The sequence below is a fragment of the Polynucleobacter sp. Adler-ghost genome (assembly GCF_018688495.1).
Classification (GTDB): Bacteria; Pseudomonadota; Gammaproteobacteria; order Burkholderiales; family Burkholderiaceae; genus Polynucleobacter.
Genome location: NZ_CP061320.1, coordinates 1,548,172 through 1,568,537, shown reverse-complemented (window position 1 = coordinate 1,568,537; position 20,366 = coordinate 1,548,172). Strand labels below are relative to the sequence as shown.

At 47.8% G+C, this 20,366-nt stretch carries 22 protein-coding genes; 12 read left to right on the top strand and 10 right to left on the bottom strand.

Going from position 1 to position 20,366, the window contains the following annotated elements:
• Window positions 1-12 precede the first annotated feature (12 nt).
• From ICV89_RS08180 to fdxA, 3 genes are read right to left on the bottom strand one after another with little or no spacing between them, the layout of a single operon-like run.
• Window positions 13-807 carry a thymidylate synthase gene (locus tag ICV89_RS08180; RefSeq protein ID WP_215308074.1) on the bottom strand — a complete coding sequence of 265 codons (795 nt, stop codon included), beginning with the start codon at window positions 805-807 and terminating at the stop codon, window positions 13-15.
• 38 nt (window positions 808-845) lie between these two features.
• Complete coding sequence (locus ICV89_RS08175) at window positions 846-1,889, bottom strand: NAD(P)/FAD-dependent oxidoreductase (RefSeq protein ID WP_215308072.1); 1,044 nt, start codon at window positions 1,887-1,889, stop codon at window positions 846-848.
• Between the two features lies 1 nt (window position 1,890).
• Window positions 1,891-2,214 (bottom strand): ferredoxin FdxA, encoded by a 324-nt coding sequence (fdxA, locus tag ICV89_RS08170; RefSeq protein ID WP_215308070.1) that lies wholly within the window; start codon window positions 2,212-2,214, stop codon window positions 1,891-1,893.
• 118 nt (window positions 2,215-2,332) lie between these two features.
• Here fdxA and ICV89_RS08165 point away from each other — a divergent pair, with 118 nt between their 5' ends.
• Entirely contained in the window at window positions 2,333-3,346 is a 1,014-nt protein-coding gene (locus ICV89_RS08165; protein ID WP_371817839.1) for a 2-hydroxyacid dehydrogenase, read from the top strand.
• A gap of 8 nt (window positions 3,347-3,354) precedes the next feature.
• On the opposite strand, the gene ICV89_RS08160 is transcribed toward ICV89_RS08165, so the two are convergent.
• From ICV89_RS08160 to ICV89_RS08140, 5 genes are all read right to left on the bottom strand, one after another.
• Window positions 3,355-3,648 carry a hypothetical protein gene (locus tag ICV89_RS08160; protein WP_015421612.1) on the bottom strand — a complete coding sequence of 98 codons (294 nt, stop codon included), beginning with the start codon at window positions 3,646-3,648 and terminating at the stop codon, window positions 3,355-3,357.
• Between the two features lie 11 nt (window positions 3,649-3,659).
• Window positions 3,660-4,982 carry a gephyrin-like molybdotransferase Glp gene (glp, locus tag ICV89_RS08155; protein WP_215308068.1) on the bottom strand — a complete coding sequence of 441 codons (1,323 nt, stop codon included), beginning with the start codon at window positions 4,980-4,982 and terminating at the stop codon, window positions 3,660-3,662.
• Window positions 4,979-5,584: a molybdenum cofactor guanylyltransferase MobA gene (gene mobA / locus ICV89_RS08150; RefSeq protein ID WP_215308066.1), complete on the bottom strand. Its 606-nt coding sequence runs from the start codon at window positions 5,582-5,584 to the stop codon at window positions 4,979-4,981. The genes glp and mobA overlap by 4 nt, the downstream gene beginning before the upstream one ends.
• Entirely contained in the window at window positions 5,584-6,696 is a 1,113-nt protein-coding gene (gene moaA / locus ICV89_RS08145) for a GTP 3',8-cyclase MoaA (RefSeq protein ID WP_215308064.1), read from the bottom strand. Before moaA ends, mobA begins: the two co-directional genes overlap by 1 nt.
• 82 nt (window positions 6,697-6,778) lie before the next feature.
• Window positions 6,779-9,421: an Rne/Rng family ribonuclease gene (locus ICV89_RS08140; RefSeq protein WP_215308062.1), complete on the bottom strand. Its 2,643-nt coding sequence runs from the start codon at window positions 9,419-9,421 to the stop codon at window positions 6,779-6,781.
• 460 nt (window positions 9,422-9,881) lie between these two features.
• On the opposite strand from ICV89_RS08140, the gene ICV89_RS08135 reads away from it, so the two are divergent.
• From ICV89_RS08135 to ICV89_RS08125, 3 genes are read left to right on the top strand one after another with little or no spacing between them, the layout of a single operon-like run.
• A complete protein-coding gene (locus tag ICV89_RS08135; protein WP_215308060.1) occupies window positions 9,882-10,901 on the top strand; it encodes an RluA family pseudouridine synthase in 1,020 nt (339 codons plus the stop codon).
• Window positions 10,894-11,580 carry an HAD-IIIA family hydrolase gene (locus ICV89_RS08130; RefSeq protein ID WP_215308059.1) on the top strand — a complete coding sequence of 229 codons (687 nt, stop codon included), beginning with the start codon at window positions 10,894-10,896 and terminating at the stop codon, window positions 11,578-11,580. Before ICV89_RS08135 ends, ICV89_RS08130 begins: the two co-directional genes overlap by 8 nt.
• Window positions 11,581-11,601: 21 nt before the next feature.
• The gene (locus tag ICV89_RS08125) at window positions 11,602-12,561 is read left to right on the top strand and encodes a S49 family peptidase (protein ID WP_215308058.1); all 960 of its coding nucleotides are present in this window, start codon (window positions 11,602-11,604) and stop codon (window positions 12,559-12,561) included.
• 32 nt (window positions 12,562-12,593) lie between these two features.
• On the opposite strand, the gene ICV89_RS08120 is transcribed toward ICV89_RS08125, so the two are convergent.
• On the bottom strand, window positions 12,594-13,367 hold the full coding sequence (locus ICV89_RS08120; protein WP_215308057.1) for an SAM-dependent methyltransferase: 774 nt from the start codon (window positions 13,365-13,367) through the stop codon (window positions 12,594-12,596).
• Complete coding sequence (locus ICV89_RS08115) at window positions 13,367-13,960, bottom strand: Maf family nucleotide pyrophosphatase (protein ID WP_215308056.1); 594 nt, start codon at window positions 13,958-13,960, stop codon at window positions 13,367-13,369. The genes ICV89_RS08120 and ICV89_RS08115 overlap by 1 nt, the downstream gene beginning before the upstream one ends.
• Window positions 13,961-14,003: 43 nt before the next feature.
• Between ICV89_RS08115 and ICV89_RS08110 the strand changes: the two genes are divergently transcribed.
• The 8 genes from ICV89_RS08110 to fabF all read left to right on the top strand — a co-directional run bounded on the left by ICV89_RS08110 (window position 14,004) and on the right by fabF (window position 20,340).
• Complete coding sequence (locus ICV89_RS08110) at window positions 14,004-14,582, top strand: YceD family protein (protein WP_215308055.1); 579 nt, start codon at window positions 14,004-14,006, stop codon at window positions 14,580-14,582.
• A gap of 105 nt (window positions 14,583-14,687) precedes the next feature.
• Window positions 14,688-14,867 carry a 50S ribosomal protein L32 gene (rpmF, locus tag ICV89_RS08105; protein ID WP_011902241.1) on the top strand — a complete coding sequence of 60 codons (180 nt, stop codon included), beginning with the start codon at window positions 14,688-14,690 and terminating at the stop codon, window positions 14,865-14,867.
• An 84-nt stretch (window positions 14,868-14,951) separates the two neighbouring features.
• Window positions 14,952-15,962, top strand: coding sequence for a phosphate acyltransferase PlsX (gene plsX, locus ICV89_RS08100; protein ID WP_215308054.1), 1,011 nt, complete (start codon window positions 14,952-14,954; stop codon window positions 15,960-15,962).
• A gap of 2 nt (window positions 15,963-15,964) precedes the next feature.
• The gene (locus ICV89_RS08095; protein WP_215308053.1) at window positions 15,965-16,951 is read left to right on the top strand and encodes a beta-ketoacyl-ACP synthase III; all 987 of its coding nucleotides are present in this window, start codon (window positions 15,965-15,967) and stop codon (window positions 16,949-16,951) included.
• Window positions 16,952-16,992: 41 nt separating this feature from the next.
• Window positions 16,993-17,928, top strand: coding sequence for an ACP S-malonyltransferase (fabD, locus tag ICV89_RS08090; RefSeq protein ID WP_215308052.1), 936 nt, complete (start codon window positions 16,993-16,995; stop codon window positions 17,926-17,928).
• A gap of 50 nt (window positions 17,929-17,978) precedes the next feature.
• Entirely contained in the window at window positions 17,979-18,722 is a 744-nt protein-coding gene (fabG, locus tag ICV89_RS08085) for a 3-oxoacyl-ACP reductase FabG (RefSeq protein ID WP_215308051.1), read from the top strand.
• Between the two features lie 102 nt (window positions 18,723-18,824).
• Complete coding sequence (gene acpP, locus ICV89_RS08080; RefSeq protein WP_046330561.1) at window positions 18,825-19,064, top strand: acyl carrier protein; 240 nt, start codon at window positions 18,825-18,827, stop codon at window positions 19,062-19,064.
• Window positions 19,065-19,092: 28 nt separating this feature from the next.
• Complete coding sequence (gene fabF, locus ICV89_RS08075; protein ID WP_215308049.1) at window positions 19,093-20,340, top strand: beta-ketoacyl-ACP synthase II; 1,248 nt, start codon at window positions 19,093-19,095, stop codon at window positions 20,338-20,340.
• The last annotated feature ends 26 nt before the right edge of the window (window positions 20,341-20,366 follow it).

Genomic DNA, 20,366 nt, shown 5'->3' with positions numbered 1-20,366 from the left:
GGATCTAATTTCTTAAACAGCTACAGGAGCTTTAATAGCGGGGTGGGATTCATAGCCGGTGATTTCAAAATCTTCGAACTCATAATCAAAGATCGAGTCTGGCTTGCGCAAAATATTGAGCTTAGGTAGCGGGAAGAAGTCTCTTGAGAGCTGAAGATCGACTTGTTCTAAATGATTACTATAAAGATGACAGTCACCACCAGTCCACACAAAGTCACCAACTTCTAAATTGCACTGCTGCGCCAGCATGTGGGTCAGTAGGGCATAGCTAGCAATATTGAAGGGCACGCCCAAGAAGATATCCGCACTACGTTGATAGAGTTGGCATGATAGCTTGCCATCAGCAACGTAAAACTGAAAGAAAGCGTGGCAAGGTGCCAAAGCCATACGAGGAATATCGGCTACGTTCCAAGCAGAAACAATCATGCGACGAGAGTCTGGATTCTTTTTTAGGGTTTCTACAACTTCAGCGATCTGGTCAATATGCTCACCATTCGGTGCCGGCCATGAGCGCCACTGATAGCCGTAAATCGGGCCAAGGTCACCGTCTGGGGCTGCCCATTCATTCCAAATGGAAACACCTCGCTCTTTAAGCCAGTTGTTGTCAGTACTGCCTTTCAGAAACCAGAGCAATTCCAAAATAATGGACTTCAGATGCAACTTCTTCGTTGTCACCATCGGAAAGCCTTCGGCCAGATTAAAGCGCATCTGATGGCCAAAGATGGAGATAGTTCCAGTTCCGGTTCTATCGGATTTTTGGACGCCCTTTTCAAGGACTTCCTTCATGAGATTGTGATATTGACGCATAGGTTTATTCAGTCAAATAATTCAGTGATGTTAAGAGCTTACTCGAATGTCGATGGGCTTACCCCAAGCGCCTTATGAAGCTTTGGGGATGTGGTGGTGTATTGGAGTTGAATCTGCTTTTCTGGGGCTAGATAGGCGGCTGCTGCAAAGGCCGCCAAGGCTGCTTCATGAAAGCCTGACAAAATCAGTTTTTTCTTGCCCGGGTAGATATTGATATCCCCCACGGCGTATATGCCGGGAGTACTAGTCTGAAAGCAGGCAGTATCCACAGCAATTTGCTTACGGTCGATATCTAAGCCCCAGTCGGTGATAGGGCCTAATTTAGGGGAAAGACCATAAAAGAGTAAGAGTGCATCTAATGCAATTATCTGAACTTCGCCATCAATATTGGTGACGGCAATTTCAGTCAGTTTGTCATCAGTGGATTCAATGCCCGTAATTTGTCCAATGAGAAGTTGCATCTTGCCGGCAGCGCAAAGAGCTCGGATCTTAGCAACTGACTGAGGGGCTGCTTTGAATTCATCTCGGCGATGTATGAGTGTTACATTGATAGCTTGATCGGCAAAATGCAATGCCCAATCCAGTGCGGAATCTCCGCCACCACAAATCACCATGCGCTTGCCTATAAATTGCTCAGGATTTCTGACGCGATAGAAAACTTGTTTATCGACAAAAGCTTCAATGCCATCTAGGTTAAGCGTGCGCGGTTGAAATGCACCAACGCCAGCAGCAACAAAAATTACCTTGCTCAAAAAATGCTGATCTTGGGATGTGCGAATCAGAAAACGACCATCTGCTTGCTTCTCAAGAGTGGAGACCTCTTGATTTAAGTGAAACTGTGGTTTGAATGGCTCAATTTGTTTTAGTAGATTGCTGACTAGCTCACGACCAGTGCAAACCGGAATTGCTGGGATGTCATAGATGGGTTTATCTGGGTAGAGCTCGATACATTGACCTCCCACTTCAGGTAGGGAGTCAATGACATGCGCTTTAATTTCTAAAAGACCAAGCTCAAAGACTTGGAAGAGCCCCACCGGACCGGCGCCAATAATGACTGCATCGGTTTCAATGGGGGGGTGCAATTTACTTTACCAGTTGATCAATTTTATTTTTAACGTCTTTCCACTCATCCGCATCTGGAAGGGCGGCTTTGGATTTGGTGATAGATGTCCATCCTGGAGAAAGATCCGCATTTAATTTGATGAAAGACTGTTGATCTCCCGGCACATCATCTTCCGCATAAATGGCATTGACTGGGCACTCTGGTACGCAAACTGCGCAATCGATACATTCATCTGGATCGATTACTAAAAAGTTAGGACCTTCGCGAAAACAGTCGACTGGGCAGACATCAACGCAATCAGTGTATTTACAGCGGATACAAGCTTCGGTAACAACGTAAGTCATGATGGTTTTTTAGGTAAGGGTCCGGGTGAATGGACTGCCAAGTTATAAAAGCCCATTTTAGCCGAATCAGCTTATTTTTCAGGCAAAAGCCTCAATTTACTTGAGGTAAAGTCATGTTATGAACACTCCAGCAAATACCTCCAAAAGTATCTCAAAACCCAAAATTTTGGTCGCAAGGGCCATTTTTCCTGAGGCGCTAGCCAAATTAGAGGAATCCTATGAGGTTCGTTCCAACCAGTCTGACAAAATATTAAGCTCGGAAGAGTTGCAAAAAGCGCTTTCAGAAGTGCAGGGTGCCCTAGTGGTAGGAAGCGAGCGAATTGACGCTTCCGCCTTAGCTCAAGCCAAAGATTTAAAGGTAGTGGCCAATATCTCTGTTGGCTACAACAACTTTGACATTCCAGCGATGACTGCTGCTGGCGTCATGGCAACAAATACCCCTGATGTTCTTACGGATACAACGGCGGATTTTGGCTTTGCCTTATTAATGGCAACTGCTAGGCGTGTTACAGAATCCGAGCATTGGGTGCGAGCGGGCAAGTGGGATCAATGGTCGATTGTGAATAACCCATTGGGTATAGATCTACACCACAGTACTGTAGGCATTATTGGCATGGGTCGCATTGGTCAGGGTATTGCAAAACGTGCTTTAGGTTTTGGTATGAAAGTGATTTATCACAACCGTAGCCACCTCTCGGATGCCGATGAAAAATCTTGCGGTGCTACTTACGTTTCCAAAGAGGAATTACTGCAAACTGCCGACCATGTGGTGTTGGTGCTGCCTTACACCGTGCAAAATCACCACACGATTGGCGCCGCCGAAATCGCCATGATGAAACCGACTGCAACCCTGATCAATATTGCTCGTGGCGGTATTGTGGATGATGCGGCCTTAGCAAAAGCCTTGCAAAGTGGCAAGATCTTTGCGGCAGGACTGGATGTTTTTGAAGGCGAGCCACAGGTACATCCAGAGTTACTCAAGTGCAGCAATATTGTGTTGGCTCCGCACATTGCCAGTGCTACAGAAAAAACACGTAGAGCAATGGTGGATCTTGCGGTGGAAAATTTGCGAGCCGCGCTGGATGGGAAGAAACCACCAAGCCTGATTAATGCAGAAGTATTTAAAGCCTAGCTGAAAACTTAATCTGCTTCAATTTCTTCTGGGAGCTCGCGAAGCGCAAGTTCGATTCCACCGAATTTACCTGCGACCCAGTTGTAGACCTTACAAGCAATCCACAGTAAAGCAAAGCCAAGTAGTGCATTCAGAATTAATGCAGAGAGTACGGTAAATCCAGGAATGGCGCCGTCACGAATAAAAGCTACAAATAAGGCTAGCAAAACGATTGGAACGGAGAAGCAGAGATAAACCAAAACCAGGGTTTTGGCAGTATGCATTGGGTCTACGAAGGCAATTTCTTTTTTGGTGAGTTTCATGAGGTGCAATCTTAAAGCAGTCCGTCGAAAAGCGCCACATCTACCCAGTCACCAGCCGCCACATTTCCTTGGTCATGTGCGAGGATTACAAAGCAGTTTGCCTCACTCATCGATCGCAAAATTCCAGCGCCTTGGCTGCCGGTCAGCTTGACCATAGGCTTCCCATCGGGACCACGCCCCATAACGGCACGCTGAAATTCTGTCCGACCTGGTTTTTTCCGAATCGGTGCTTCGGCAATCGCTTGGGTCATTAACTGCTCAGTCTGGCTTGCACCATTCAGTTGTAACAAAGCGGAGCGAACAAATTGGTAGAAAGTCACCATAACGGCTACAGGGTTGCCGGGCAGGCCAAAGAAAAGGGTTTTGCGGCTTGACCCATTAACTGGCTTGAGCATTCCAAAGGCCATAGGGCGACCTGGGCGCATGGCAATCTTCCAAAAGCCTACATCGCCTAGTTCTTGCATGATTTGCTTGGTAAAGTCTGCCTCACCTACTGAGACTCCGCCAGAAGAGATCAGAACATCTGCTTTAGAGGCTGCATCTAGGAAGGCGGCTTTCAGTGAGGCAGGATCATCACGGACAATCCCGCAATCCACGATCTCTATATTCAGTCGATTGAGTAGACCTGTCAGGCTATAGCGATTACTATCATAAATACTGCCCGCATCAAGAGCTTGCCCAATAGGGCGCAATTCATCTCCAGAAGAGAGGATGGCAACCTTGAGTTTGCGATGCACCTTGAGTCTGTCAATGCCTAGTGATGCGGCTAGACCAAGGTCTGACGGTCGCAACAAGCGACCAGCAGCAATAGCCGCTTTACCGCTTTGTAAATCTTCGCCACGTAAGCGGCGATTCTCTCCACGCTTTACTTGGTTTTGTTTAAAACCTACGGTTGACTCACTTGCGGATTCTGTAAATTCCTGAGGAATGACGGTATCGCAGCCATTGGGCATGAGGGCGCCAGTCATGATCTTGAGGCATTCACCTGGGCCAACAAGCCCTTCATAAGGCTTGCCAGCATAAGCGGTGCCAATAATCTTCAAGGTGGCTATGGCTTCGCTATTTCCCAGGCAATCGCCATTAAAGGCGAAGCCATCCATGGCGGAGTTATCGGCAGCAGGGACATCAATCGGGGAAAGTAAATCTTCTGCCAGAATGCGGTTGATTGCTTGATCTAGAGAGACTAACTCAATATCGCTTGCATTATTCAGTTTGCGTGACTCTTGAAGTAATTCATTGACTAGGTCTGAGATCGCCTTGCGTGCTTCATCCACATGGAGTGAGGCAGTCAAGAGAATGGGGTTATTTGGGGAGTGCTTGATTGAGTCTGTCATGACGATACTTTTTCTAAGGCAGCTAGCTCTTCCGGAGTATTTACATTGGCAAATGCTTGGGAGTGTTCAAACACCACGGTGCCAGATCGTAATTCTTTAAACCAGCGATCAATCTTCAAGTCCCCTTTGCTTAAAAAGGCATGCAAAGAATCTTGCAAATTACTTTTCATTAAACAGAAGACGGGTTGCGACCAAATCTTGCCGTCATCTTCTTTTGAAGAAGCAAAGACGAGCTCTAAATGATTACCCTCCAGTTCGACTGCCATTTTTTCAGCAAGGTCAGTTGGGAACAAAGGAGAGTCGCAAGGCGATGTCAGCAAGTAGGGCGTTTTGCAATGCTTCAGTCCAACTGCGAAGCCAGCCAATGGTCCGGAGAAGTCAGGAGTTTCATCCATGAGAACTGGATAGCCATAGTGTGAATACTTCGTAATGCTACGGTTAGCATTAATTAGGATAGTGCTGACTTGGGGCTTGAGTCGGCTGATGGCAGATTCAATGAGAGGCTTGCCATGAAAAGCAATGAAGCCCTTATCAATACCGCCCATTCTTTGGGCGCGTCCCCCTGCCAAAATGAGTCCAGTAATGTGTTCTGAGGTAATCATTAGCCGCCGATGTAAGACATTTCTACTTTGCGAGCAGAATTCGATTCAACAGTGTTAGATCCTCGAATCTCTGAGTAGTGATCATTACGTCCTGACCATGTCGACATAATGGCGTTGGCAATTTCTAAATCACTTCTACCAGAACGCAATAGCGTTTTGAAATCAAAACCTTCGTTTGCAAAAAGGCAAAGATACAGCTGACCGTCTGTGGAGATACGCGCACGCGTGCATTCATGACAAAAAGTTTGTGTGACGCTAGAAATAAAGCCAATTTCACCCGAGCCATCAACATAACGCCAACGCTGAGCCACTTCACCAGGATAGTTAGCCTCAATAGCTTCTATAGGAAAGACGGCATGAATGCGATTGGCAACTTCCTGAGAGGGAAGTACCTGAGACATATCCCAGCCGTTAGAGCTGCCGACATCCATAAATTCAATAAAGCGCAGTGTCACGCCAGTGCCTTTGAAGTGCTTAGCCATGCCAATAATCTCTTGGTCGTTTGTGCCTTTCTTAACAACCATATTTACTTTGAGATTAGTAAAGCCAGCCTCTTGAGCTGCTGCAATACCATCAAGTACATCCGTGACTGGAAAGTCGACATCATTCATTTTTTTGAAGATGTCATCATTCAGGCCATCAAGGCTAATGGTTAGGCGATGCAAGCCTGCCGCTTTTAATGCAGCTGCCTTCTTACGCAAAATACTGCCATTAGTAGTCAGGGTGAGATCAAGGGCTTGATCTGCCGTGGTGCGAATCTTAGCTAGCATCTCAATTAGCACCTCGAGATTTTTGCGAAGCAAAGGTTCACCACCAGTAAGACGAATTTTTTCTACTCCCAGTGAAGCGAAAATAGTTGTTAAACGGGTGATCTCTTCAAAGCTGAGTAATTCATGATGCGAGAGATAGGGATAGTCTTTGTCGAAGATTTCCTTGGGCATGCAATAGGTACAGCGGAAATTACAGCGATCAGTAACGGAGATGCGTAAATCTCGTAGTGGGCGTCCGCGGGTATCTTTGGTTGAGGTACTCGCAGCCAAGAGCTGTCCCGGTATAGACGGCGTAAGGCCTTTACCTTCATCTAAACGTATGGGGATGACTTTTTCAACCATGCGTAATTATGGCTGTGAAACCGTGTTTCTGCCAAACTGCCAAATATCCTTATGGGATAAATAGCAGTCTGGAGAAATTGGATTAAACCGTTTTTTCTTGACCGCCGGTTTCAACTAAAACCATTGGACCATTTTGCAAACTAACAGGTGCTTTAGGAGTTCTGCCTGTTGGCAAAATTTCTGGCTCTGCTTTGATTTGTGATTGTGCTTCTTGATGCTTACTGGAGTCCGTTGCAACCCAGACCATACCGGCAGACTGAACTACGCTGTGCAATGGAGTCTCTTCAAGTGCCTGGAAGGCTACCTTAGGTAGCTCAGGCATCGGTTTAGCAATCACTTCCATTGCTGGTGCTGGTGCAGTTACTGGAGTAGCTACAGGAGCAGCCTGATCAGTACGATTACTTTGACGTAATGCACGTTGCTCCCTTGGTTCTCTAGGTGCACGTGGTGCCCGCTCTTTCACTTCGTTAGAAGCTACAGGCGCAGTCGTATGTCCAAAGCTTTGGGCAAGGTTCTGAATCGGCATTGAAGCAGACGCTCCCGCCATACCTACTGGAGGACCTGAGAATGAAGTTGTTACTGCAACAACTGAAGCAATTGCTGCATCGCCATTGGACTCAGTGCGCTCGCCACGTTGACCACGACCACGACCACGACGGTTGCGGCCACGACCACGACGCTCCTCGCCATCTGCGCTAGGAGTGATGTCAGTTCCAGGAGCAGCTTCCGTAGCTGGAGTTACCGCAGCTTGATTTTCTGGTTTTAGATTGTTTTGGTTGCGGTTATTGCTATTGCCATTACGGTTACGACCATCTTGACGGCCCCTACCTGAACCTGCCTCGCGTGGTGCATTTGTACCTTCGGCACTTGCCGCACCTTCAGTTGGACGCTCAGCACGATCGTTGCGCTCGCCACGACGACCGCGATTGCGGTTATTGCCGTTGCGATTGTTTGGATTGCGACCACGTGGTGCGCTAGGAGCAGGCTGTGCTTCTGGTTTAGGTGCGGAAGAAAATAGGTTCTTAATGAATCCGAAGAATCCACCAGTGCTAGCAGTTTCTGTAGTTGCCTTTTCAGTGCGTGCAGGACGTGGCTGACTTACTGGCGCTGGTGCATTGGGTGTAATACCTTTGACAGCAGCTTCAGGGCGAACTTTAACGTCAGCATCTTTACGGCTAACAGCAGTATCTGTTTCGAGTTCACGCGCAGCTTCTTCGGCCATCACGTAGCTGGCTTTTTGATCGTCAAGACGTGGATCATCATGACGTAAGCGCTCAAGCTTGTAATGTGGTGTTTCTAAATGCTTATTCGGAACCATCAAGACATTTACTTTGAAGCGTGACTCGATCTTGATTACTTCAGCGCGTTTCTCATTGAGTAAGAATGCGGCCACTTCAACTGGAACTTGCGTATGAATAGCGGCAGTATTTTCTTTCATTGCCTCTTCTTGGATGATGCGCAAGACTTGCAAAGCAGAAGATTCGGTATCGCGAATATGACCAGTACCATTACAACGTGGACAGGTGACGTGACTACCTTCAGAGAGAGCGGGACGTAAACGCTGACGGGACATTTCCATCAAGCCAAACTTGGAGATCTTGCCCATCTGAACGCGAGCACGGTCATGACGCAGAGCATCGCGTAAGCGATTCTCCACATCCTTCTGCGCCTTACTTGATTCCATATCAATGAAGTCGATCACGATCAAACCGCCCAAGTCACGTAAACGCGCTTGACGGGCGATTTCATCGGCAGCTTCTAAGTTGGTGCGAGTGGCGGTCTCTTCAATATCAGAGCCACGGGTTGCACGTGCGGAGTTGACGTCGACTGAAACCAAAGCTTCGGTATGGTCAATCACAATCGCGCCGCCTGAAGGTAGTGGCACGGTACGTGAGTATGCAGTTTCAATCTGATGCTCAATTTGGAAACGGGAGAACAATGGAACATCATCCTGGTAACGCTTCACTCTTGGCAAGTTATCCGGCATCACTACCGACATAAATGCTGCAGCTTGTTCATAGATGTCATCGGTATCGATGAGAATCTCGCCAATATCTGGCTGGAAGTAATCACGAATCGCCCGAATCACTAAGCTAGATTCGAGATAGATTAATAGTGGTGCTGAATTGCCTTTAGCGGCTTCATCAATTGCTGTCCACAACTGCATGAGATAACTTAAATCCCATTGCAATTCAGTAGCGTCGCGGCCGATACCGGCGGTACGAGCAATGATGCTCATGCCATCTGGCACTTCTAATTGAGACATCGCCTCACGGAGTTCTTGACGGTCCTCACCTTCAATACGACGAGAAACACCGCCTCCACGAGGGTTGTTTGGCATTAATACTAAATAGCGACCTGCTAAGGAGACGAAAGAGGTAAGGGCAGCGCCTTTTTGGCCACGCTCTTCTTTTTCTACCTGAACAATGATTTCTTGGCCTTCGCGTAGGGCATCTTTAATAGAGGCATTACGTACGTCAATACCCTCTTTAAAGTAGGTGCGCGCAACTTCTTTAAATGGCAGGAAGCCATGGCGTTCTTCGCCGTAATTTACAAAGCACGCTTCGAGCGAAGGCTCAATGCGGGTAATAACACCTTTGTAAATATTGCCTTTGCGTTGTTCACGACCGGCAGCCTCGATATCAATATCAATGAGTTTTTGACCATCGACGATGGCAACTCGCAACTCTTCTTGTTGAGTTGCATTAAATAACATGCGTTTCATAACACTCTCCTATTGGGAATGTGTCGTTGCGCGCTGCGTTAGGGACAAGTTAGATACCGCTTGGGGCATAGCCCATTGGCGGCTTTGGAGTGTGGATCAAGCAAATCTAGGCATTTACTGCCTAGTACACCAAGTTCAAGCTTTTTAAACCGGTGCCACACTTGACGATCGCCGCAGAGACCTCCTTTAGGTCATCAATGCAGGCGCGCGCCTGAAAACTGTCTTCTAATCGCGGGTCGCGGCATACGGCACACCAACCCTGCGCCTCATTACAACGGGGGAGGGGCAACCCCGGGAGTCTATTAAGGGCGACTCCAAGCTCCACGATCCAAACCTGAATCAGGTCAGTCTCGGGCCAATAAATTGGCTAGAGCGTTGATTATACGGCACAAGTTGAAGGACAATGGGGTATTGTTAAGTCCCTTGTCGACCCCCGTCGGGGTGGCAAGAGAGATAAATCATGAAATCCGAACCCATTTTCAAGCCTTCGCAGGTCAAAACCAGTCCTCCAGCCGCAGTTTACCTCCAGACTATTGGTCCAGAAGAGGCTGGCCAAAGACTCGATAACTATCTACTGCGTTGGGCAAAAGGGGTCCCTAAAAGTCACGTTTATCGGATTATTCGCTCTGGCGAGGTTCGGGTAAATAAGAAAAGAGCTGAGCCGACTACGCGTCTCGTTGAGGGGGATGTGGTTAGAGTCCCGCCGGTGCGTATTGCTGAGCCAGCCCAAATGGCAGCAGTCAATACCGCCCAAACCAAGTCGCGCGCGCAGGGGTATTCCGACAAAATGCCCATTTTGTTTGAGGATGAAGCGCTATTAATAGTGAATAAGCCGGCAGGTTTAGCAGTTCATGGGGGTTCTGGAATTGCGCTTGGCGTGATTGAAACTCTCCGCATTACCCGTCCCGAGCTCAAATTCTTGGAATTGGTTCACCGTTTGGATCGCGACACATCAGGCGTGTTGCTATTAGCTAAAAAGCGCAGTGCTTTGGTGGAACTGCATCGTCAAATTCGCGAAGGGCAAACAGACAAGCGCTATTACTTGCTGGCCCACGGGGAAATTGCTCAGGGCGTAGGCACGATGCAACTCAAGTTTGCATTACATAAATACCTATTAGCCAATGGCGAGCGACGTGTTCGTGTTGACCCTGATGGTCTGCCAAGCCATACCGCTTTGCGTGTCTCTAAAGTAATGAAACGTGGAGAAGTGGCAATTACTCTAGCCGAGGCTCAACTTAAAACGGGACGAACTCACCAAATTCGAGTCCACTTACAAAAACTGGGCCATTCGATTCTAGGTGATGATAAATATGGCTTTGAAGATCAGGACAAGCTTGTGAAATCCAAACGCCTATATTTACATGCCCACTTAGCAGGCTTTACTCATCCGCGTACTGGCGAGAAAATGCGTATCGAGTCCCCGCTACCTGTTGAATTTACCGCGATGATAAAAACTTTTGAAGCGTCCAACAATGCCTGAAGAACAAAAACCCGATAGACGCTACGACTTGATCGTATGGGACTGGGATGGAACCATCATGGATTCCACGCCGACAATCGTTGACTGTATTCAGCAAGCTTGCCGGGATTTGGGTTTCAAGGAGCCTGACGACACTTTGGCTAGTTCGGTCATTGGTTTGGGTATTCAGGATTCACTGAGAAGAGCGGTGCCGTGGATTGAACCAGCGCATTTTCCTAAGTTAACGGAGCGCTTTCGATTCCACTATCTGGCTAAAGATCATGAGCTCGATTTATTTCCAGGTATTCGTGAATTACTACATAGCTTGCGTGAGGACGGCTATTTGCTAGGTGTGGCGACAGGTAAATCTCGCGTTGGATTGGATCGATCTTTAAAGCACCATCAGTTGGAGCAGATGTTCCATGAAACTCGTACTGCGGATGAATCTTTTTCTAAACCCCATCCTGGCATGCTCTTAGAGCTCTCAGATGTGATGCAAGTGCCGATGCGTCGCATGCTGATGATTGGGGACACTACTCATGATTTAGATATGGCTGCCAATGCAGGTGTGGATGCAGTAGCGGTAACGTATGGCGCGCATCCTCCGAACACTTTAAAAGAAGCGCCATCGCTGATTCATGTGGATGATGTGTCACAGTTAGCCACTTGGCTAAATCAAAATCTCACTGTTAAAAACTAGTTAGTAACTAAGGATTAAAAGATGGATCACAATCAATCTGAGAACGCAAATCAAAATTGGGAGCGTCAAGCGCTCGAGCATTTGTTGTTAGAAAATCTCAAGGAGACCCGCAAGGCCCGTCGTTGGAAAGCAGTCTTTCGCATTCTCACTCTTCTTGTCTTTGTCGGCGTAATACTGGCGGTATTTGATTTCCATATACCTGGGCGTGGCATGGGGATGGAGAAACACACTGCTTTAGTGACGCTAGAGGGAGAGATTTCTTCAAGTTCGATGGCCAATGCTTTGGATATCAATTCTTCCCTTACGGCTGCTTTTGAAAATGAAAACAGTGCAGGGGTAGTCTTGCGTATCAATAGTCCTGGCGGTTCTCCAGTTCAGGCTGGCATGATGAATGATGAGATTCATCGCTTACGCAAACTCTATCCAAACAAACCGTTTTATGTCGTAGTGGAGGATATCTGTGCCTCAGGTGGTTACTACGTTGCAGTTGCGGGCGATCAAATTTTGGTTGATAAGGCCAGCTTGGTAGGGTCTATTGGCGTGATCATGGAGGGCTTTGGTTTTACTGGTCTGATGGATAAGTTAGGCGTAACTCGTCGCATGGTTACCGCGGGCTCAAATAAGGGCATGATGGATCCGTTCTCCAAAGAAAATCCACAACAAGTAGCAATGATTAAAACCATGATCGATGAGATTCATCAGCAATTTATTGCGGTAGTGAAAGCAGGTCGCGGTGATCGTCTAAAAGAAACTCCAGAGATGTTCTCGGGCCGCGTTTGGAATGGCGAGCAGGCAATCAAAATTGGTTTGGTAGATGGCTATGGAACGGTAGAGACCGTAGCGCGCGATGTCTTTAAGGCGCCGGATATTCTGGACTACACCATGAAAGAGAATTTTGCTGAGCGTGTTGCTAAGCGTTTCGGCGCAGAAGTTGGCGCTGCAGCAGGCAAGGCTTTAATTAAAACACCCGATCTAAAGTAAAAACGATAGATCAACAAAGTCACAAAAAACACTTAGGCCAGCAATAGAAATACTGCTGGCCTATTTTGCAATGAAGCACAAGCAGCTTCATTTGGGAAACGCTTACGCCAGTCATCAATCGAGAGCGTGGTGATGGTTTCGCTTGGCAGGCTGAGGTCCATCCCCATACAAAGCATAGACTGCGGAGACAATGCATTTAGACAAGCCATCAGCATTGCAATATTGCGATACGGTGTTTCAATCCAAATTTGCGTTTGCTGTAGTTTTCTAGATTCGATTTCCAACTGTTTCAGTCGTGCGATGCGGTCTTGAGCATCATGGGGAATGTAGCCCTGAAAGGCAAAGCGCTGACCATTCAACCCGCTAGCCATGAGGCCTAGCAAAATGGAGCTTGGGCCTACTAAAGGTTTTACTTTAGCGCCCAGCTTATGCGCCGCCAGTACAAGCTCTGCGCCAGGATCTGCAACACCGGGAACACCTGCCTCTGACATGAGCCCCATGTCTTTACCAGCGATGAGCGGCTTGAGTAAATCCATTGGTTTAACGGCATCACCAAACTTGGCATTGCGAGCAACGCCACGCCACTCACTCATCTGCATTTCTTGAATAGTGCAGGCTAAGGGCGAAACGCTATCGACCGCTTTTAAAAAAGCACGAGCTGTTTTTGCATCCTCCACAATCCAGTGGATGAGCTTGGCAGTTTGGGCAATGGTTTCGCTTGGTAAAACCCAAGGCAATTGCTCTACACGAGCATCATTACCCAAAGTATTGGGAATTAAAAAGAGGGTGCCTAGTGTTGAGCCCATTATTTTTTACCTGGCATAACAAAGCCAGCTTCACGCAAAAGACCGCTCAGCGCAATTAATGGCAAGCCAATTAATGCGGTGGGGTCATCGCTCTTGATGGATTCCAAGAGTGAGATTCCGAGGCCTTCAGACTTGGCGCTACCAGCACAGTCGTAGGGCTCTTCGGCATGGAGGTATGCTTCTAGAGCATCATCCGATAGTTTTCGAAAGGTCACTTCCGTAGGAATATTGATTGTTGTTTCGACATCGCCATGCATCAGACAGAGCGCCGTTTGAAAAGTCACGGTAGCACCGCGCATGAGTTGTAGTTGCGCCATAGCGCGCTCAAAGTTTCCTGGCTTACCAATAGCGGCACCACACAGATCAGCCACTTGATCCGAGCCAATAACCCATGCCTCGGGGTGATCTTTCGCAACTGCGGCAGCTTTCGCTTTGGCTAAGCGCAAAGCTAAAGCTAGAGTGCTTTCACCAGGAAGGGGGGTTTCATCCACCTGAGGGGAGATGACTTCAAAAGGGATGCGTAAGCGATCTAAGAGTTCCCGGCGGTAGACCGAGGTGGACGCCAGGATTAGTTTTTTTGCAGAATTACTCATCACTACTTGTACTTTCGCTGAAGCCTTCATTTAGACTGATGTCATGAATCGTAATCAAGTTTTACCTCAAGTTGAGCTATCTAGTGATCCAAAGGTCCTGAGTCGGATCGATTTTTGCGCCCCTCAATCCTATCAAGGGGCGGGATTTTTGGAGATTTCATCCTTGCCAAGGGTGGCTGAGGATGCTTCTAGCGTCGAGCCGGGGGATGGATTTCACTGGGAGGTCAAGACCCATTTTGCGAATTCTCCAGGTTCTGAACCCCAGCAAATTCTGGAATTAGCCGTAAAAGGCCGTATTCACCTGGTTTGCCAGAGTTGTTTGCAGGATTGCGGCCTGGATTTAGCTCAACAGAGTCGATTTGTCATCGTGGCCACTGAGGAGGAGGCTGACACTTTTCCTATGGAGGATGACCAACAAGAGCCCTTGGTAGCAAGTCAGCACTTTGACCTTCTAGGGCTCATTGAGGATGAAATCCTCCTTTCTATGCCCTTAATTCCAAAGCATCCAGAGGGCGCTTGCCAGCCGCATATTTCTTCATTTGGCGGAGTAGGTGAAGCTTCCGATGCCTCTGAAAAACCTCAAAATCCCTTTAACATATTGAAAAATATGAAGAAAAATTGATTTGACCACAAGGATTTGGAGCGCCATTTCAAACCCGTTTTATCAATTGATCGGGCATTTATCTCAATTTACATGTTAGAATGTCGCCTTGCTTAGGAGTTCAATATGGCCGTCCAACAGAATAAAAAATCCCCATCCAAACGTGGCATGCACCGTGCGCACGACTTTTTGACCGCACCTGCTACGGCTGTTGAAGCCACAACTGGTGAGGCTCATTTGCGCCACCACATTTCACCAAACGGCTACTACCGTGGTCGTAAAGTTGTCAAAACAAAAAACGACTAATCTCTTAGTCTAAAAGATCGAAGCGGCTCCAATAAAAGCCGCTTTTTTCTTTGAAAAAAATCACTTGCAGCAATACTTGATTTTATGAGCGTCACACTTGCTATCGATGCCATGGGCGGAGATCATGGGGTAGTTGTTACCGTCCCCGCATGTTGCGATTTTCTCGAAAAACATGCTGATGTGAAGATTACCTTGGTTGGTAATCTGGAAGTGCTCAAGCAAGCCTTGAGTCAAATTCCAAAAGCGCCAATGGAGCGTATTCAAATTATTTCCGCTAGCGAAGTCGTCTTGATGGATGACCCCATTGAGGTGGCATTGCGTCGTAAAAAAGATTCTTCTATGCGCGTTGCCATTGAGCAGGTTAAGGAAGGTTTGGCTGACGCGATTATTTCTTCTGGCAATACGGGCGCCTTGATGGCGATCTCCCGCTATATTCTCAAAACGCTGGATGGTGTTGACCGTCCCGCAATTGCCACTGCGATTCCCAATGAAAAAGGGCGTGGCACCACTATGTTGGATCTTGGTGCTAACGCAGATTGCGAGCCCATGCATTTGGTGCAATTTGCACAAATGGCTAACGTGATGGTTCAAGTGGTCGATGGCACACAAAATCCTTCCATCGGCCTCCTAAACATTGGTGAAGAAGTGATTAAAGGTAATGAGGTAGTGAAGCAGACCAGCGAGCTGCTGCGTCAAACAAGCCTGAACTTTTATGGCAACGTAGAAGGCAATGATATTTTTAAGGGCACTACGGATATCGTGGTGTGCGACGGTTTTGTTGGCAACGTTGTCCTTAAGGCAAGCGAAGGCTTGGCAAAGATGATGAGCGGCTTAATTAAACAAGAATTTAATCATTCATGGCTGACTAAACTGATGGCGATCTGCGCCATGGTACCTTTATTACGTGTTCGCAAGCGGGTAGATCATCGTCGCTATAACGGGGCAGTATTATTGGGCTTACGCGGTTGCGTGATTAAGAGTCACGGTTCAGCGGATCGCTTTGCGTTTGGTTTTGCGCTCGAGCGCGCATATGAAGCAGCAAAAAATCGCATGGTGGAGCGTATCGCTCAAGCTTTTGCGGCGGAGACAAAATAATCATGAGCATCTATTCGCGGATAGCCGGAACCGGAAGTTACCTTCCAGAGCAGCGCTTAAGCAACCAGGACCTGGTCGAGCGTTTAGCCAAGATTGGTCTAGAAACTAGCGATGAATGGATTGTGACTCGTAGCGGAATTTCTGCTCGTCACTTTGCTGCAGAAAATCAACTCACGAGTGACTTGGCAGTCAAAGCTGCTCAAGTAGCATTAGAAGCGGCTGGCTGTACCTCAGAGGATCTTGATTTAATTATTTTGGCAACATCCACACCAGATCATCTGGGCGGCTTTCCAAGCACAGCTTGCGTAGTGCAAGACAAGCTGGGCGCTCATACCAATTGCGCAGCTTTTGATGTCCAGGCGGTCTGTGCTGGCTTTACTTATGCTCTCGCTATTGCAGATGCATTTATTCGTACGGGCACCTATAAAAAAGTATTGGTACTCGGGGCAGAAACTTTCTCCCGCATTTTGGATTTCCAAGATCGCACTACTTCCGTTTTGTTTGGTGATGGCGCTGGAGCAGTTGTGCTGGAAGCATCTACCGAGCCAGGTATTTTGGCTACGGCCTTGCATGCAGATGGTAGTCAACGCGATATTCTGTGTGTACCAGGGCGCGCTAAGCAGGGTGGTGTCGAGGGAACTGCTTACTTAACAATGGATGGCCCTGCAGTATTTAAGTTGGCTGTCAAAGTGCTCGAGCAAGTTGCCCATGAGGCTTTAGAGAAAGCCAAACTCAAACCAGAACAAATCGATTGGTTGGTGCCACACCAAGCCAATATTCGTATTATGGAGAGCACGGCTCGCAAGATGGGCATGTCAATGGAGAAAGTGATTGTGACCGTACATGAGCACGGCAATACTTCTGCTGCATCTATCCCCCTTGCGCTCGATGTCGGCGTTCGCTCAGGTCAAATTCAACGTGGCCAGCATCTCTTGCTAGAGGGTGTGGGCGGTGGCTTTGCTTGGGGCGCAGCAGTCATTAAGTACTAAAGCAAAAATACATTAATAACCATTTTTCAGCGATTATTCCTATGACATTTGCATTTGTATTCCCTGGCCAAGGTTCCCAATCTGTTGGGATGCTCAACTCTATTACTGATCGCCCTGAAGTCCGCGCAACTTTGCAGGAAGCTTCAGAAGCTTTAGGTGAAGATGTTGCAAAACTGATTGCTGAAGGCCCTGCTGAAGCATTGTCCTTAACAACGAATACGCAACCTGTGATGTTGACTGCGGCGATCGCGTTCTATCGTGCTTGGTTGGCCTCTGGTGGCGCCGTTCCGCAGATGATGGCTGGCCATAGTTTGGGTGAGTACTCTGCTTTGGTTGCTGCAGGCGTAATCTCTTTTAAAGATGCAGTACCTTTAGTGCGCTTTCGTGCACAAGCCATGCAAACTGCTGTGCCAGTAGGTACTGGCGGTATGGCCGCAATCTTGGGTTTGGATGATGCGATTGTGAAGACGGTTTGTGCTCAAGCTGCTACAGCCTCTGGTGGTGTAGTAGAGGCCGTGAACTTCAATGCTCCAGGCCAAGTGGTTATTGCTGGCGGCAGTGACGCAGTGAGCAAGGCCTGTGAATTGCTAAAAGCAGCTGGCGCAAAACGCGCTCTGCCATTGCCAGTATCTGCGCCATTTCATTCGTCATTGTTGCAGCCTGCTTCTGAAAAACTCCAAGCTTACTTGGCGAATATTGAATTTAAGGTTCCGACCATCTCTGTAGTCAATAACGTTGATGTCAATGTATTGAATGATCCAGCAGCCATAAAAGACGCTCTAGTCCGTCAAGCCGCCAAGCCTGTGCGTTGGCAAGAAACTATTAATGCGATGGCAAAGCAGGGCATTACTCAAGTAGTGGAATGCGGTCCCGGCAAGGTATTGGCTGGGCTGACTAAGCGAATCAATGAAAATGTTGTAGGGCTGCCCATCTTCGATGAGCTCAGCCTCAATGAAGCTTTGGCTGCCGTAAAGTAACAATACGAATCAGCAATAGAAGAAACACGAAATAAACGACGGAAGATAATATGAATCTCGATTTAAGCGGACAAATTGCATTAGTGACCGGCGCATCGCGCGGTATTGGCCAGGCAATTGCGGATGAGTTAGTGAAATGTGGTGCTAAGGTAATTGGCACTGCAACTTCTGAAGATGGCGCTAAAGCAATCAATACCCGTTTACATGCGAGTGGTGGCCGTGGCGAAGTATTGAACGTGACCGATCCACAGGCTTGCGAAGACATCATTGATTTGATTGTCAAAGATTTTGGAGGCATCAGTATTTTGGTGAACAACGCAGGTATCACTCGCGACAACCTAGCAATGCGCATGAAAACCGATGAGTGGACTGATGTCATCGACACCAATCTAAGTGCGGTGTTCCGTTTATCGCAGGCGGTAATGCGCCCCATGATGAAAGCGCGTACTGGCCGCATTATTAATATCACTTCGATTGTTGGCCATATGGGCAACCCTGGGCAGGCTAATTACGCTGCTGCTAAATCCGGTGTTTCGGGGATGACCCGCGCTTTGGCTAGAGAAATCGGTAGCCGCAATATCACTGTGAATTGCGTTGCCCCCGGCTTTATCGACACAGATATGACTCGTGCTTTGAGTGAAGAGCAGCAAAATGCCCTAAAAGCGAACATTCCTTTGGCGCGTCTAGGCAGTCCAGAAGATGTAGCCCAGGCGGTGGCGTTTTTAGCCTCTCCAGCAGCCGGATACATCACTGGAAATACCTTGCATGTCAATGGCGGGCTCTATTTAGCCTAATCAGAAAGCAGGAATTGATCATTTTTTGGCGGATTTACTAATTTAGCCTGCCAAGCTGATAAAATCCTTTTCATCGTTTTTTTACAACCCTTGGGGGAATTAATGGATAACATCGAACAACGCGTTAAGAAGATCGTCGCTGAGCAATTGGGCGTCGCAGAAGCAGAGATCAAGAATGAATCTTCTTTTGTGAATGACTTAGGCGCAGACTCTCTTGACACTGTTGAATTGGTAATGGCCTTGGAAGATGAGTTCGGGATTGAAATTCCGGATGAAGAAGCTGAAAAAATTACTACTGTTCAGCTCGCTATCGATTTTGCTCAGTCAAAAGCTCAGGGTTAATTCCCTAGCTTAGTTAAAAGCTATCACTGTGTCAGTATCAAATGGCCGCCGCCGGGTTGTTGTTACCGGCTTGGGCCTGATTTCACCAGTTGGTAACTCGGTTGATGTAGCTTGGTCTAATCTGCTCGCGGGCAAATCAGGCATCGCTACCATTACGAAGTTTGACCACACTCCGCTGAGCGTGCATTTTGCTGGCGAGGTGAAAGACTTTAATGTCGAAGAATATGTTTCTGCCAAAGAGGCGCGCCATATGGATACCTTTATCCATTTCGGTATCGCTGCTGGTACGCAAGCAATTCGCGATAGCGGTTTACAGGTAACTGAAGAGAACGCCGAGCGCATTGGCGTCATGGTTGGTTCAGGCATTGGTGGTTTGCCAATGATCGAAGAGACTGGCGCTGAGTTGTTAGCTCGGGGCCCTCGTCGCATCTCCCCATTCTTTGTACCAGGCTCCATCATCAATATGATTTCTGGTCATCTCAGTATCTTGTTTGGTCTGAAGGGTCCAAACGTCGCTGCGGTGACTGCCTGCACTACCGGTTTACACAGCATTGGATTAGCCGCACGTTTGATTCAGTATGGCGATGCCGATGTGATGCTTGCTGGTGGTGCTGAATCTACGATTTCTGCATTGGGTGTTGGTGGCTTTGCTTCAGCTCGTGCGCTATCCACTCGCAACGATGATCCTGCAACAGCTTCACGCCCATGGGACAAGGACCGCGATGGTTTCGTTCTAGGTGAGGGCGCAGGTGTTGTGGTGTTAGAAGAGTACGAGCACGCTAAAGCACGTGGTGCAAAAATCTACTGTGAGCTCTTGGGTTTTGGTATGAGTGGTGATGCGTATCACATGACCGCCCCAAATATGGATGGACCACGTCGCTGTATGGTCAACGCCATGCGCGATGCCGGTTTAAATCCAGATCAAATTCAATACATCAATGCACACGGTACCTCTACACCCTTAGGTGACAAGAACGAAACCGGCGCCATCAAGGCTGCCCTTGGCGATCAGGCTAAGAAGACCTTGATTAACTCCACCAAATCCATGACTGGCCACCTCTTAGGCGGTGCCGGTGGATTGGAATCCGTCTTTACTATTTTGGCGCTACACAACCAGAAATCTCCACCAACAATCAATATCTTCAATCAGGATCCAGAGTGCGATTTGGACTACTGCGCCAATACTGCTCGGGATGTGAAGATTGACCATGCCGTGAAAAACAACTTTGGCTTTGGGGGTACTAACGGTACCTTGATTTTTGGCAAATTGACCTAATATCCTTATTAGGCTGTTTCCTTTCT